Source organism: Nitrincola nitratireducens (genome assembly GCF_000585235.1).
GTDB classification, from domain to species: domain Bacteria; phylum Pseudomonadota; class Gammaproteobacteria; order Pseudomonadales; family Balneatricaceae; genus Nitrincola; species Nitrincola alkalisediminis.
In genome coordinates this window covers 79,969-94,294 of sequence record NZ_AONB01000015.1, presented here as the reverse complement: position 1 = coordinate 94,294, position 14,326 = coordinate 79,969, and the positions used below count along the sequence as shown (strand labels likewise).

Here is a 14,326-nt window from a genome sequence, read left to right as displayed (position 1 = left end):
AAGCTCTCTATAATACGCACCACAAAACAGGACTATAGCTCAGTTGGTTAGAGCACCACCTTGACATGGTGGGGGTCGCTGGTTCGAGTCCAGTTAGTCCTACCAAATTTACAAACAAAAACAGCGAGTTAGCGCAAGCGGCTCGCTGTTTTTGTTTGTGAGTTTCCATAAAGTTTCCAATACACCGAACGCCCACTGGTCGCTTATTTCTCAGATTACTACCCCAAACACTATTGACTTCCGGCCCAATAATTTTTTAAAAATCAAATCGCCATGATCAATCTTCACAAGATCATTATTGATCATCTAATACTCAATAAAGTAAAGCTAAGCACCTAGCAGCAAATCGCGAACTTCAGCCACAGATGAGTTTTGTGTTGCTGCCAGCACTGGCTGGCTAAATAAAACAGCATAAGCTTCCGGCCGAGTATGGTGAGCAGCTAAACGTGGGTGTAGACGTTGCTTTAATGCTTGACTACTTTCATGCGCTTGCACTCCCTCCCCCAAAACATCCAGCAATGCCCCTTCTAAGCACTGTGGTTGCCACAAAATAATACCGTAACCCGCTGCTTGGGCATTTTTTTGCTCGGCAGGTGTTGGTGGAATATCGGCATCTAGCACTAAGTAGCGCTGATTGTACGCTTCAGCCTGATAAGCGCGACTCGCATGGGTAATGATATTGCCGGGCGAACCACCATCACCGGCTTTTACCGTGACTTTACGGCCACTATATCTTTGCTGAAACAAATTCTTCAGATGATCAATAAAGGCTTTATCATCACTGCCTTCACCAACAATCAGTAGTGTTGTCAGGCTTACGTGGCGTTGCTTCCTTGGCATCCTTCCTCCTATAGATCCGGCACTGCACCCAATGCGCCTGCCATATACTTGGCATATAGGTTATCGTCGGCACGCAGGCCAATAATCTCATCCGCCCTCCAGGCTTCGCTGAATTGCCCAACCTTTTCTACCAGATAGATTTGATGCTTTTGCAATAGATTAAGCACTTCAGGCGTATGACAAGTAAAGATTAACTGCGCTTGCTTGGGGTTGGTATGCTCCAAGCGGAACCAGTCTAGCAGTATGGGAACCAGATGCGGATGTAAATCATTATCCAGCTCGTCAATTACCGCCACGCCCCCCTGTTGCAGCGTCTTTAAAATAGGCTCCAATAACACAAAAGCTGATTGTGTACCGCTGGATTCTTCAAAAAATGGCAGTTCAAAACTCTCGCCACTCGATGTTTGGTGCAAGCCAAATGGTACATGAATAGTACCCTCTTTACCCGTTTCATCACGGCTGACCAATTGCTTAATTTCAACACGGCTTAAGCCCAGATCAAACAGGCACATCGCCTCTATCATTGGTTCTATCAGCTCAGGTGTTTTAGCAAATCGTTCAGCCGCACGAATAAGGGCGCCATGCTGAAAATGTCTGCGACCGGAACTGGCTACATTGGTTTCAATGTGCTGAAAATAGTCCACAAATTCTTTGGCTTCAATGACGTCAAAATTATGCGCGGCACTAATGATAGAGGCATTGCTACGAATTTTTTCTGCTTGAGGTTTGGCAAAACCAAAGCCTTTTTGTTTAACACTGTAACCGTCTGCGTTTTTTTCTCTTTTTATCAAATAGCTAAACTGATTGCTAGTTTTTTCAAATATGGCCTCAAATTGTACCTCACCCTGATTGAGCTCAAGCTGATAGCGGTAATCTTTGTCATTTAACCGAAACTCAAGCACCAATAAAGTTGGTTTATCTTCAAGCAAACGATGCGAGGCGTAGGGAATATCATCATCCGGTGCAGTGCCTAAAAACGAGTCAGTAATAAACCAGCTTAAGAATGCCAACGGCTTTAACAGCTGTGTTTTACCCGAGCCGTTGGCACCAATAATAGCGACTGCTTTATTAAAACGCTCACCATTAAGATGAAGATCATACCCTGACGGAGTCGGCTTTTTACCAAGCGCAAAATCGATTACTGTTGTTTCTGCAAAGCTATAAAAGTTACTGATAGTAATTTTTTTAAGCATAAAAGGTCTATTTCAACAAATTTTTGTTTATTTTGCGCTTTTAAATTAAGTTAAACAAGCCTTAGTCAGCTATCCAAGCCAGCATTAAGCCGCTTAACTCCACCATCAATAGCTAGGCAATTATTGACAATAACCGCGGTCTATCACATTCGCTGATACATCAGCTGTTTAGCCCAGCGCCCTTATCTCCAGTCATTATTTCGCACGGCTTCGTTTTCTAAGCGCATGACCCAAGTGAAAAAAATAGTCCTCAAATGCGGCGTTTATTCGGCTTCTTTCGTCTCCTTGTGGATAGAGCCCTAACTGAGCCTCCTCAGATGATTTCGTCCCTTTCACCAAAAAATGATTACAAATCGAATGATCCTGCACGAAGGCTTCAAATGCTCTAGCTGCCATTTCTTCAGGCAAACTCCAATATAAAGTACCTTGTGCGCTATCGACTTGTTTAGATGATTGAAACAACTGGCTTGAATCTCGCCCCTTCTCGTCAAGGAAAATAGTCTCAAAGCATTTGAACAATCGATCATTTAGTGGATGTGGAACGGGCGTAGCATCGTGTAGCCAAGCTCTGGATGCAAACATTTTTATTGGCACATCACTAAAACATTTATCCGCCAAGTAGTGATCTAGGGCATGAAACCATTCATGTGCAATACTCCCAGGACCTGCATTTTTGGCCAGAGAAAAACACCGTGTAGAAAGATGGTAATGCGCCGAAACTCCGGGTCTTCCGCCGATACCATATTGAAATGCCAATGTGCCTCGAAGAGAAATAAGCGCCTCCGTACCATTGAGTATCGTCATAAGGTCAGCCAATGCATCATAAAAATGCGCTGCCGCTTCTTCATTTTCGGCTCGCGTAACCCAGCGGCCCACTTCAACAGAACGAAAGTCATACAACTTTCGAATACTCAGAAAATCAACGATTTCACCGTAACGGTGTTCAGGTCCTCGGCGATAGTAGGATTTCATAAACTCAGTACTTTTTGTTTTCGGATCCAGACTATATGAGACGCCATGTCAGGATCTGACTTTAATGCCTCAAGCGAGTTAAACCGCAAGGCCAACTCCATCTCATCATGTCGTCTATGCACCGCTCGATGACAGGGATAACACAACCAAACGCCCTGTTGGAGTTGCTCTAGAGTGTAATGTTTTTGGAATCGTGCTCGACGATGAACCTTGCGGGGTATCAAATGATGAAATGTCAGTGGCGCATCTCTCTGGCACAACTCGCAGTGAGTATTTTCAGGTTTCTTTCGCACCTTGATCTCCTTTAGGCTGCAGTAGAGCACTCAACTTGATAAAAGACCCATATGAGACTAATATAACAATACAATTCAATATGGGATCAAAGCAATGACAACGGTAGCAGAAGCCCAACATGCTCCAAGTATCAACCATGGCGCAGCGTTTAAAATGGGCAACAATATCCTTGATAAATGGGGATGTTCTGCTGCTCAAAAGCAGGCCATCTTGGGCATTCCAAAAAGTTCGTTTCATCGCTATCAAAAAGATGCCAGTACCGTCTTTTTAAGCAGTGATCAGCTTGAGCGCCTTAGTTATCTTGCCAACATTCATCAGGCACTCAGAATGGTGTTCTCCAATCCTGATAACGTGTATGGCTATATGGGTATGGTTAATCATAATCCATACTTCAATGGCAGAACACCGCTATCAATTATAAGCACAGGCAATTTTGGCGCATTGTATGAGGTGTTTAAACGAATCGATAGCATGAGAAGCGGGCAATGGTAGACAAGCAACCGCGCATTTCTTTTTCAAAACAAGAAGCCTATCGAATGGTTAACTCAAAGTTCCCTCCCATTACGTTGTTCGATGACGTAATAAGCGCGGAGGACTTTGAGACGGCCTATGCCTTGCAAGCATTAACCAACCCTAGAATTCTTAACGCGCTTGGCGACCTAACGCTTATTCCTACAGAGGAGATACCTTTTGGTATTACAGGGGTAAATTATGCAACAGCCCCATTTACCCATGTTAATCCTGACGGTTCTCGTTTCAGCGATGGCTCATTCGGCATACTTTATCTTGCCGATACCACCGCCACAGCCATCGCAGAGACTCGATATCACCAAGAAAAGTATTTTCGCAATGTTGAAGGTCTCCATTACGACACTGTTGATATGCGATGCCTCAAATTTACGTTTTCGGCCGAGCTTATTGATGCAACATCGATTGATACAATCCACGCACCCGATGATTACACGACGTCCCGAATTTTTGGTGCGCAGGTTAAAAAGTCAGGAGAGGCTGGACTTCAATACCGCTCTGTCAGAAATGAAGCGTCTATTTGCTGGGGACTCATGTCTCCTTCATTTGTAGAGTCCGCCGTTCAAACGCGGCACTTTGAGTTCGTCTTTGATGGTGAGAGTATCTCAAAGGTTCGTGAGCTCAAGTACACTATGAGTTCATAGCACCTGAGTTTTCCGCTTCGAAGTCAAAAATCGCCAGATTTATAGACATTCCATAAAAGCCACCTACCACCACACATCAAATATTATGTTATAGTATAACAAACAAATCTGCTTTTGGCCTTCTGAGTTAACCATGAATGATCTAAACCAAACGACCGATGTTCTTACTATCACCTTGCCAAACAAGGATGAGATCCACTTACCCTCACCCACTACACTGCTAGAAATCGCACAAAGAATTGGACCCGGTCTGGCAAAAAGCGCCATCGCGGGTCGTGTAAACGATCGGTTAGCGGACCTATCTGACCCGATTACAAGCGATGCCAGCGTCCAAATTATTACCGCCAAAGACCCAAACGCACTAGAGATCATTCGGCACTCATGCGCCCATTTGGTAGGGCACGCCGTCAAACAACTCTATCCTGATGCCGAAATGGTCATAGGACCTGTGATCGAAGATGGTTTTTATTACGATATTGCATACGACCGTCCTTTTACGCCAAATGACTTGCAAGCGATTGAGGAGCGGATGAGAAAACTCATCGCGCAGGACTATCAAGTTATCAAGAAAATGACGCCACGAGATGACGTCATCCGTCTTTTTAGTGAACGTAATGAGCGCTATAAATTACGTTTAATCGACGATATGCCCGATGAGACATCACTGGGCCTCTACTTTCATCAAGAATACGTGGATATGTGCCGCGGCCCTCATGTTCCCAACACGCGTTTTCTAAAACACTTTCAGCTGACTAAACTCTCGGGGGCCTATTGGCGAGGCGATGCCAGCAACGAACAATTACAGCGTATTTATGGCACTGCATGGGCCGATAAAGAAGCATTAAACGCCTATATAAAGCGGATTGAGGAAGCAGAGAAACGCGATCATCGCCGTTTAGGACGCCAACTGGGATTGTTCCATTTTCAAGAGGAGGCACCTGGCTCCGTTTTTTGGCACCCACACGGCTGGACTCTGCTTCAGATTCTCATCAATTATATGCGTCGTCGACAAAAAAACAGTGGCTATGTTGAAGTCAATACTCCCGATCTTATGGATAGAAGCCTCTGGGAAACCTCGGGTCATTGGCAGAACTATCGTGATCATATGTTTACTACGCAAACCGAGGATGAACGGCATTTAGCACTCAAACCCATGAACTGCCCTGGCAGCGTCCTTTTGTATAAACACGGTCTAAAAAGCTACCGTGATTTACCCATACGCATGGGTGAGTTTGGCAAGGTTCACCGCTATGAACCATCAGGATCGCTTCATGGCTTATTGCGCGTCAGGCACTTCACTCAAGACGATGCTCATATCTACTGCACGCCTGAACAAATGAATGAAGAGTGCCGTCGTGTTGTTGAATTAGTCTTAGACATCTACAAAGAATTTGGATTTGACAATATACATCTAAAGCTCTCTACCCGCCCCGAGAACCGAATGGGCAGTGATGCAGTATGGGACCGTTTAGAGGAAGCACTTGTCACCTCTCTAGAGTCAATGAGCTTGTCTTACACTTTCAACCCTGGTGAGGGTGCTTTTTACGGCCCTAAACTTGAATTTGTTTTACGCGATGCCATTGGACGCGACTGGCAATGCGGAACACTTCAAGTCGACATGAACCTGCCGGAAAGATTCGGTCTGGAGTATGTTGATGAGCAAGGTGAACGCCAGCGCCCAGTCATGCTGCATCGCGCCCTGTTTGGATCTTTAGAACGCTTCATTGGTATTTTAATTGAACATCATGCGGGTAAATTACCGGCGTGGCTTGCTCCCGTTCAAGCGGTGGTCATGTCGATCACAGAAGCTCAATCCGATTACGCCAATGCAGTGACGGATATCCTTTCAGGGGCGGGTCTTCGTGCAATAGCAGACATCCGAAATGAAAAAATCAGCTATAAAATTCGCGAACAAACACTGCAACGCATCCCCTACTTATTAATTGTGGGCGCAAGAGAGGCCGAAAACGCTCAGGTCACTCTAAGACACCGCGATGGAGAAGATTTAGGCACCTTCTCAGTTGAAGAAGTAGTAAAGCGTCTCAACACAGAATGCGCCGCACCCGATAGAGAAACACAGGAACGTCAGCAAGCGGCAAGACTCGCCGCTATCACACACTTAACCGCCTCAACCTGTTAGGGGTTTCATATGAATACGCTCGCAAAACGCTTACCCGTAACGGTTTTATCAGGCTACTTAGGCGCCGGTAAAACCACCGTCCTGAATCACATACTCAATAACCGCGACGGCCTCAAAGTAGCGGTGATCGTCAATGATATGAGTGAAGTGAATATTGATGCGGCACAGGTTCAACAAGAAGTCTCGTTAAATCGATCTGAAGAAAAACTGGTCGAAATGAGCAACGGCTGTATTTGTTGTACCCTGCGTGAAGACCTGCTGATCGAAGTCAGAAAACTTGCAGAAGAAGGTCGTTTCGACTGTCTTGTCATTGAATCTACTGGGATCTCTGAGCCCCTACCAGTTGCAGAAACCTTTACCTTTGCAGATGAAGACGGCATAAGTCTTTCAGACATTGCTAAACTCGACACCATGGTGACTCTTGTTGATGGCGTTAATTTTTTACAGGATTATGATGCCGCCTATTCACTTCAGGACACGGATGAAAACCTTGGTGAGGAGGATGAACGGAGTGTCACGGACCTGCTAGTGGAACAGGTGGAATTCAGCGATGTTATTTTAATCAGCAAAACAGATCTAGTCAGTGATGAGGATATCAAGCGTCTAACCGGTGTGCTTCGAAGCTTAAATACGGATGCTGACATTATTCCGATACAAAAGGGTGCCGCTCCCCTAGATAAACTACTGAATACGGGACGCTTTAGTTTTGAGCGAGCACAACAAGCACCTGGTTGGCTGAAAGAAATACGCGGCGAACACATTCCTGAAACGGAGGAATACGGTATTTCCAGTTTTGTGTATCGGGCACGCCGCCCTTTCGATCCCGCCAAATTTTATCAATTTTTAAATACCCGAGTGACCGAAGGCAAACTTATTCGCTCTAAGGGGTTTTTCTGGCTAGCCACTCGACCCGAGTTTGCAGGTCAATGGAGCCAAGCAGGTGGGATAGGTCATCACAGTATGGCTGGACTTTTCTGGAAAGCCGTACCCAAAAACCGCTGGCCTGATGATCCTGAATACTTAAAGTCTATTGAAGACATATGGGTAGAGCCCTTCGGTGATATGCGACAAGAGTTGGTGTTTATTGGCCAGAACCTAAATCAAAAAGCCATGATTGATGCACTCGATAACTGTCTGATCACCGACGAGCAATTATTAGCAGGTAAGTCGGAATGGGCTTTACTCGACGATCCTTTTCCGGCTTGGGAGTAGGATCATGACAATAACAAAAGAGCAGCTACTCCAGGCCTCTGAATCAGCGTATATGAATGATGAGCAGCTGAATTTTTTTAAAGCATTACTGGAAGAAATAAAATTTCAGACTCTAGAAGACATTGAAGCAAGCAAAAATGAGCTCTCACATCCACCTGAAATGAATGATGAGGGAGACCGTGCAGCTTATGAGGAAGAGTCCAGCATTCGGCTCAGGACACTTGATAGAGATCGAAAGTTAATCCCCAAAATTGATGCTGCTCTGAAACGAATTAACGATAAAACGTATGGCTACTGCTTGGAGTCTGGAGAGCCCATTGGCATCCCCAGACTCTTGACTCGGCCCACTGCCGAGCTTTGTATTGAAATAAAAACACTCGCAGAAATGAAAGATAGGAATTACTCGAAGTAAGCTAAGGCCAAGGTTTATTCCTTGGCCTAGCAATACTGAGTCAACCTGAATCACCTCCGCCAACGGGGTGCAACGCACCCACAATAAGATCTTTAAAATAACACTTCACGCCATGAAGTCCGGAATATAATATCCGGCTGCAATTGAGTCTCGGATGAATCACAGTTGCCTTCTTCATCACAGGTAATCATTTTGTCTTCAATAAACACTGGATTTCCAGTTGGACTGGAAGTGCCCAGCCCAGACACAGGCACTTTTTTATCATCAAAGGTCACATAATCGGACTCATTAAACACTCCATCGGAATTCACATCAAAGAAGCTGTAACTCAGTCTTCCACCAGTAAATGGATCTATCACCATCTGATAGCCGCGACCACCCGGCATACACCGATCACTAAAATCAGGTATTCGAGTTGTTCCCAGGAGCACCCGACCTCTAAAAACATTACTCAGTACCATGCGTTCCCCTTCCTGACCAAACGTTGGGGAAATCAAAGGAATAAACCAACCAGATTTACCTGCCATTTCGTTTGTAGTTCCCTCGCTTATCACACGCAGATCGCGACCAGCGGCAACGACTTCAGCAAGAATTTGTCGCTCAACCAACTGATCTTTTTTAATCAACGTATTAGAATCCTTTAGTCCATACCAAGTTTGTAAAGACTTATCCGTAACATCTTCAGCGACTAAATAGCGTCCTGTACCAAAGAAGATCCAGCGTTGCAGATCACTAGTATACGGATTCTGACCCAACAAAGGTGCACTCGATATGGGTTGCCCACCTGTCTCGAATAGCTTGGTGACCACTGGATTCGGGCTCAATAGACTTGAGAATTTCCATAAATTTCCCTTTTGATCACCAGCAAAGACTAAATCTATAAAGCCTTGCTTAGATGAATCCCACACCGAAGCTGCCGATAACCCATTGCCTCCACCCACTCCAGTATCTATCCATTCCATTTTTCCAGTATCAATACTAACGAGTAATAATTGAGCCTTGCCAGACTGACTGTTTAATCCATTACCGAAAATAACACGCCAATCTCCATCCGCCACTTGAGCAATAACAGGTTTTCCTAATATCACTCCAAGTTCTGGAGCACTGTCAGCACTAATTTCCCACAGCAGGCTAATATTATTAGGGTTCGTAACATCTAAAGCAAAAATCCCCTTGCCTCCCAAGCCTAGACTACCCACAAGCACACTTCGCCATTGATTATTAATAAAGACATCCGCAGCCGCCAACTCCCCATCGACTAGATAGGCATGCTCATAGTCTGGATTTGCCAACTCAACCATTTGACCTTTAATCACTGCATTCGGCACAAATGCAAAGGTCTCAACACCCGTGTTTGCATCAAAACTATGCAGCATACCCGAGTTACTGCCAGCATAGACTCTTGCAGCACGCGACTTTTGAGATCTTGCCCAAGTTAAATAGCTATTTGCGCCTTTAAATGTATACCCTTCGTATCGTGCCACATTTTCTGGGCTGCCTATATAAATCGGAAGGGAATTAATAAATGTACCCAATACAGACTGCCGAGTCCGATATACGCCATTAGGTTGCGATTGCTCTAAACTACGATCGCCCCGCAAATAGTTAACAAGTGTTTCATCCCCAAGTGCCGATTTTTGTTCAGCAGTTAAAAACTCAAACACAAACGGCACTAGTGTAGGCTTATGATTTACACCATAAGTACCGGAGTGAGTATAGATCTTGCGCCCACCAATTGCTTCCCAAGTTGGCAGTTGCTCATTGGCTCTCCAAACACGTTCGTTGCCGCCAGCGACAAGTGGTTTATAGGCAACTAGATCGCCACTCCAATGATTAGAATTATATTCAGTCGTAAAGGTTAACGTATTGCTGTTGAGCTCGCTGCTGGTGGCAACCACACCTCCACCAGAGGCAAAGCGTTCAGAACTGATATTTTTGAATGCATCTTCTAAGCTTTGCACCATTTTATCGGCTTCACTGGCAACATAAAAATTCCGTGGACGTTTGTCGCCTGTTTGGGTGAGTACATCACCGGAATCATGCCACCAATGATCAGGAATTGGGCCAGTGAAGGTCTCCGGATCAAAATCATCTGGAATCTGCAATCCACCATATTTAGCGGCCAACCAGTACTGATTGCTGTTTTTGCCCGCTAAAGCTTGACCTTCTCGCACATCGACCCAATGCGTTGATAGGGTTTGCTTACCTTGAAGATTCGGCCTTAGATCAGACGTTCTTGCATGATAGGCCATGCCCACCATATAGGCTGAGTTCTCGCGTCCAGTGAAGGGGGTATTAATGGTGATACCCTCCAGCTTCGCCACCTTATCCGTCCAACTCACAACGCCTTTGTCTCCATAGCTCGTATCTGAGGCAACTCGCTGAGGAACCGAAGAGGGCTCACCCTCCATCCGAGTGTTACCGGGCAGGTTTTTATCTCGGTGCGTATTCACATCTCCAATACCTAAAATAGCACCTGCTTGGCACCAATACTGGTAGGGATCGTCCCAATCAGTGATTACGGGAAAAGCATCCGCTAACTCCCAACGCTGCTTGTCCGTCAGTTGACCTTCTGGAACCGATGAATACGCCAGGATAGGTAGCTGATTCTTCATGTAGCGTAACGCGTGATAATACAGCTCACTGACTGGGTCATGTGATTTGTGTTGTTTTTCTGTTAACTGTCCAAATTTATTCAAATAGTTAATAACACCACTATTAGTTATATGAAAGTTTGAGTCTTTGATTGCATAGTAGGTATTGGTGGCACTTGCATCATTAGGATCTGGATTAGTGACAAGCACCCCTGTAACGGGATCCCATTCCCGATTGGGGTTCTCTTCCATTTGTCCTGATACTGGATTTAAGCGAACAGGGCCAACATACTTCTGTCTAGCTCGCATAACACCACCATCACGGAGTGCGTCATGATCGTTTAAAAAAGCGAACACGCTATAACGCATTCTTGATGCATACTCCTGAATTAAGCCTTCAGGTTTCCAGCCTTCTTTATATTGAACACAATTTGATTCAAGCAAACCTTGTACGCATACGGCCACTCTCACATAGAAATCGATGGGTGCTGACGACAGGTGAATATTATTTAAGACACCGCCCACACTGTCTTTATTGGCAGCACGAAACTCCAAACGATGTTGACCCGTTCGATTTGCATTGAGCGTTAACTCAATCACTTGCCAACTCGTATTGCTACCTGACAAGCTACGAATCAATGCTCCATCCCAGTAAACGTTTATGTTTGAAGAGTTCACATGACCTGAACGTGGCGCATATGAGAACTTCAACTGGTAAGTTTCTCCACTTCGAGCAGAAAGATCTCGATATAGATTGGACGCATCATTTGTATTCCGCTCTAACTCGATGACTAAGTCATCTCCCCCGGCGACTCCAAACGCAGAGGCTTTATTAATCTCTACCAGCCCATTGGGATTATCCGTTTGCCAAAAACCATCTCCCAGCCGATTGACAGGGACATTGGTGCCAATCAAGGCCGTTGGAATTTCAAAATCCACGGACTCTGATCTTACAACGCGCATACGATTCCCTAATCCATGCGCCACTTCTGATACCAACGCATTCGAGAAAGGTGTCACTTGATTCACATTGTTTTGCAAACTACGATTGCCGAAATACTGATTATTGCGATCATAACGAGCTTTCTCTAGCCAAGTAACTGTCGGAGTATCTTTTACTCTCAGCCCCCCCGTCAGCGCTTTTCGGAAGATCAATCGTCTGCGTTGCAGCCCAGTTAAGATAGTTACCACTCCACATAGCCCCTTCACATGAATACCCTGTCGTAAACATGAGTGGAAAAAAGTGCTCTTCCGATTTATTGGCAGAGGTTTGATAGCCATAACATTTATCTGAATCAAAATAACCTGAGTAACGCTGATTAAGAGAAAACCCACCCAAATTGGCAACACTCAAAATGGTCGGCCATTCCACTGAGGGGGTGAGTACTAAATTCGATGGCAAGTTTGACACTACCGTTAAAGGCTTAGTCGGAAGTTCAAGGGGCGTTGCAAATACCGAACCCGCATATGCAAAGAATAAGGTACTGGTAAACAACAAAGAGACTCTATTCTGAATAGCGAGTCCTTTTCGAGAAAACTGACGAAGCATTTGTCGAGTATCCATTTTAGTTCTCACTGAAGTTTTACCATCATTTGTAAAATCACTCTTCCACGCTCATCCCCAACCGAGCCACTCACGCTCGTCACTCTAAAATATCGAGTTGGGATTTTGGCGGACTCGCCATAGTTTTGAGTGGAGGACTGGGTTAAGTTCGATAAATCCTTTGATGCACGTGTTTCAAGGTATTGAATCATGTACTCGGCTCCAGAAGGGCCCGCACTCACCCACCCCTTCTCTTTCTGATCCGGCATACTGGCAGAACAGTCATTCGAGACTAGAGTGCAGTTTATAACCTGATTTGAGGAGATGAATGCATGAATATCTTTTTTTGCTTCTTGCAGTATGAGTGCTTCTGCATCATTTAGCGCATCCTCAGCGCGCTGAAACGCAAACGAGCGCTCTTGTAGATTGCCTGCCATTCGTTCTTGAAATAGTGTGGAGCGCATGACCGACAGACCTAAAACAGTCGAGATCAACAACATCACCAACGCGGTTAATAAAGAAACACCCGCTTGCCTTTGCATTAGTTTCGCCTCGCGATTGTATAGCAAAATCCTTGAGAACCTACATCATTGCAAAAGTCTGTTTCCGACATTAATGATCGCTCAATACGTTGAGACGGATGCGAAATTGACTCTAGACCAAAGGCAATTTCAATCACATTTGCGTTTCCTGCCCAAGAACGAATATTGAGCTGCGTCACGCCAGGGACAACTTCATCTATCACACTATTGCTTCCATCAAGCCTTACCCGGAACAATGCTCTGCCACTTGAGTTACTGGGCGAATGACCAACGTACCAAGTTTCAGCATGCAAAAATCCAAGAAGCGGTAAGGTATAGGATGACAAATTTAAAGACGCATCAAAAAAAATTGATTTTTTATTCGTACCCGTTGGGGCTGTAGCATTAAACAAAGCGACTCCACCGGCATCACACGCCATTAAGGCATCGCCCACGGACACATCATGCTCGGATGTGCTCAAATCAGAAATAACTCTAAAGCCTGAAGCAAGCCTTTCAGTCACTATCCAGGGATCATCTGCCATTCTTCTGATCATCAGAGCACTCGTGCCGTTTATCCGCTCCCCAACTTGATCACCAAATGCCACGGCTGGACTCGCTACATTCGCCGGATATACGGTTAATGCGTCATTCCAAGATGCTCCAGCCCACCAGGGTGACGGTGTGTTGGTTAGCAAGCTTTCCAATGGCTCATCGGGAGCACATCCTGTTGAGCCTGCTTCTCTGACTTCTCGCGCAAGGATTTCAAACGTCAAGCGAGCGCGGTCTTGCACTTCTGCAAGGGTTTGATTGGTTTTAAACGTTTCAATATTGGCTAAAACCACTGAGGTAATAGCACCCACTAGGACCAATCCAAGCAACATTGAAATCATTAACTCGATTAATGAAATTCCTTTGCTGTAGATGGGTAACAAACATCTTTCAAGTTTGTTTCGATTTAAAGTCATAACGTTATATCAACCGAAAATTGAGAAACGGCTAGGGCTTTTGCATCAGATTCGTTTAGTGCAGCTCTGGAATCATCCCACTCTACCGTGATTTGACATGCACGAACGACGCAACTGATTTGCCCTCGCGCACCGTTAAGTTGAGTGGATAAGTTTCGCCTCCACACCTGAACAGCTTGTGCTTGATAGGAACTGCCAGACGGAGTCGATGCGGACAAGGCAACGTTATAGACTGAATAGTCCTGTGTTTGAGAATCAGCCCTCATCATATCGACCATCGAATATACTTGACCCACCACTAACGAGCGATCCATCGCACTTTGACTTTGTTTAAGCGCAGAGACTTGCAGCGATGCGAAGCCTAAAATTCCGACAGTCACCAATAGTAAGGTAATGAGTATTTCTAAAAGACCAGCCCCATGTTGAGAGAAGTACCGAACTGTTCGCAATTTGATTGGCATTGAA

At 45.2% G+C, this 14,326-nt stretch carries 14 protein-coding genes and 1 tRNA gene; 6 read left to right on the top strand and 9 right to left on the bottom strand.

Going from position 1 to position 14,326, the window contains the following annotated elements; all coding sequences use genetic code 11:
- Positions 1–28 precede the first annotated feature (28 nt).
- Positions 29–105 (top strand) — tRNA-Val (locus D791_RS12970).
- 222 nt (positions 106–327) lie between these two features.
- Here D791_RS12970 and D791_RS12965 read toward each other — a convergent pair.
- The 4 genes from D791_RS12965 to D791_RS19740 form a co-directional block, all read right to left on the bottom strand.
- Positions 328–840: a hypothetical protein gene (locus D791_RS12965; RefSeq protein ID WP_036512366.1), complete on the bottom strand. Its 513-nt coding sequence runs from the start codon at positions 838–840 to the stop codon at positions 328–330.
- Positions 841–848: 8 nt separating this feature from the next.
- Positions 849–2,033, bottom strand: a complete 1,185-nt coding sequence (locus D791_RS12960) for an AAA family ATPase (RefSeq protein WP_036512364.1) — start codon at positions 2,031–2,033, stop codon at positions 849–851.
- Positions 2,034–2,228: 195 nt separating this feature from the next.
- The gene (locus tag D791_RS12955; protein WP_036512361.1) at positions 2,229–3,005 is read right to left on the bottom strand and encodes a CLCA_X family protein; all 777 of its coding nucleotides are present in this window, start codon (positions 3,003–3,005) and stop codon (positions 2,229–2,231) included.
- Positions 3,002–3,298, bottom strand: coding sequence for an HNH endonuclease (locus D791_RS19740; protein ID WP_081763865.1), 297 nt, complete (start codon positions 3,296–3,298; stop codon positions 3,002–3,004). The genes D791_RS12955 and D791_RS19740 overlap by 4 nt, the downstream gene beginning before the upstream one ends.
- 94 nt (positions 3,299–3,392) lie before the next feature.
- Here D791_RS19740 and D791_RS12950 point away from each other — a divergent pair, with 94 nt between their 5' ends.
- The 5 genes from D791_RS12950 (at position 3,393) to dksA (ending at position 8,235) form a co-directional block, all read left to right on the top strand.
- On the top strand, positions 3,393–3,791 hold the full coding sequence (locus tag D791_RS12950) for an antitoxin Xre-like helix-turn-helix domain-containing protein (protein WP_036512358.1): 399 nt from the start codon (positions 3,393–3,395) through the stop codon (positions 3,789–3,791).
- Positions 3,785–4,471: an RES family NAD+ phosphorylase gene (locus D791_RS12945; protein WP_036512353.1), complete on the top strand. Its 687-nt coding sequence runs from the start codon at positions 3,785–3,787 to the stop codon at positions 4,469–4,471. Before D791_RS12950 ends, D791_RS12945 begins: the two co-directional genes overlap by 7 nt.
- A 133-nt stretch (positions 4,472–4,604) precedes the next feature.
- Complete coding sequence (gene thrS / locus D791_RS12940) at positions 4,605–6,611, top strand: threonine--tRNA ligase (protein ID WP_036512350.1); 2,007 nt, start codon at positions 4,605–4,607, stop codon at positions 6,609–6,611.
- A 9-nt stretch (positions 6,612–6,620) separates the two neighbouring features.
- On the top strand, positions 6,621–7,823 hold the full coding sequence (zigA, locus tag D791_RS12935; RefSeq protein WP_036512348.1) for a zinc metallochaperone GTPase ZigA: 1,203 nt from the start codon (positions 6,621–6,623) through the stop codon (positions 7,821–7,823).
- A gap of 4 nt (positions 7,824–7,827) precedes the next feature.
- Entirely contained in the window at positions 7,828–8,235 is a 408-nt protein-coding gene (gene dksA, locus D791_RS12930) for an RNA polymerase-binding protein DksA (protein ID WP_036512339.1), read from the top strand.
- 92 nt (positions 8,236–8,327) lie between these two features.
- Here dksA and D791_RS12925 read toward each other — a convergent pair whose 3' ends face one another.
- The 5 genes from D791_RS12925 to pilV are packed head-to-tail and all read right to left on the bottom strand — an operon-like array spanning position 8,328 to position 14,322.
- Positions 8,328–12,020, bottom strand: coding sequence for a pilus assembly protein (locus D791_RS12925; protein WP_157682355.1), 3,693 nt, complete (start codon positions 12,018–12,020; stop codon positions 8,328–8,330).
- The gene (locus D791_RS20070) at positions 11,902–12,393 is read right to left on the bottom strand and encodes a hypothetical protein (protein WP_157682353.1); all 492 of its coding nucleotides are present in this window, start codon (positions 12,391–12,393) and stop codon (positions 11,902–11,904) included. The genes D791_RS12925 and D791_RS20070 overlap by 119 nt, the downstream gene beginning before the upstream one ends.
- 8 nt (positions 12,394–12,401) lie before the next feature.
- Positions 12,402–12,914: a pilus assembly PilX family protein gene (locus D791_RS19085; protein WP_051514509.1), complete on the bottom strand. Its 513-nt coding sequence runs from the start codon at positions 12,912–12,914 to the stop codon at positions 12,402–12,404.
- Entirely contained in the window at positions 12,914–13,861 is a 948-nt protein-coding gene (locus D791_RS12910; protein WP_036512333.1) for a PilW family protein, read from the bottom strand. The genes D791_RS19085 and D791_RS12910 overlap by 1 nt, the downstream gene beginning before the upstream one ends.
- On the bottom strand, positions 13,858–14,322 hold the full coding sequence (gene pilV / locus D791_RS12905) for a type IV pilus modification protein PilV (RefSeq protein WP_051514508.1): 465 nt from the start codon (positions 14,320–14,322) through the stop codon (positions 13,858–13,860). The genes D791_RS12910 and pilV overlap by 4 nt, the downstream gene beginning before the upstream one ends.
- Between the last annotated feature and the right edge of the window lie 4 nt (positions 14,323–14,326).

Excerpts from the sequence above, each read along its gene's own strand:
- D791_RS12965 (WP_036512366.1), bottom strand. The coding sequence starts at position 840 with ATGCCAAGGAAGCAACGCCACGTAAGCCTGACAACACTACTGATTGTT.
- D791_RS12960 (WP_036512364.1), bottom strand. The coding sequence starts at position 2,033 with ATGCTTAAAAAAATTACTATCAGTAACTTTTATAGCTTTGCAGAAACA.
- D791_RS12955 (WP_036512361.1), bottom strand. The coding sequence starts at position 3,005 with ATGAAATCCTACTATCGCCGAGGACCTGAACACCGTTACGGTGAAATC.
- D791_RS12950 (WP_036512358.1), top strand. The coding sequence starts at position 3,393 with ATGACAACGGTAGCAGAAGCCCAACATGCTCCAAGTATCAACCATGGC.
- D791_RS12945 (WP_036512353.1), top strand. The coding sequence starts at position 3,785 with ATGGTAGACAAGCAACCGCGCATTTCTTTTTCAAAACAAGAAGCCTAT.
- thrS (WP_036512350.1), top strand. The coding sequence starts at position 4,605 with ATGAATGATCTAAACCAAACGACCGATGTTCTTACTATCACCTTGCCA.
- zigA (WP_036512348.1), top strand. The coding sequence starts at position 6,621 with ATGAATACGCTCGCAAAACGCTTACCCGTAACGGTTTTATCAGGCTAC.
- dksA (WP_036512339.1), top strand. The coding sequence starts at position 7,828 with ATGACAATAACAAAAGAGCAGCTACTCCAGGCCTCTGAATCAGCGTAT.
- D791_RS20070 (WP_157682353.1), bottom strand. The coding sequence starts at position 12,393 with ATGGATACTCGACAAATGCTTCGTCAGTTTTCTCGAAAAGGACTCGCT.
- D791_RS19085 (WP_051514509.1), bottom strand. The coding sequence starts at position 12,914 with ATGCAAAGGCAAGCGGGTGTTTCTTTATTAACCGCGTTGGTGATGTTG.
- D791_RS12910 (WP_036512333.1), bottom strand. The coding sequence starts at position 13,861 with ATGACTTTAAATCGAAACAAACTTGAAAGATGTTTGTTACCCATCTAC.
- pilV (WP_051514508.1), bottom strand. The coding sequence starts at position 14,322 with ATGCCAATCAAATTGCGAACAGTTCGGTACTTCTCTCAACATGGGGCT.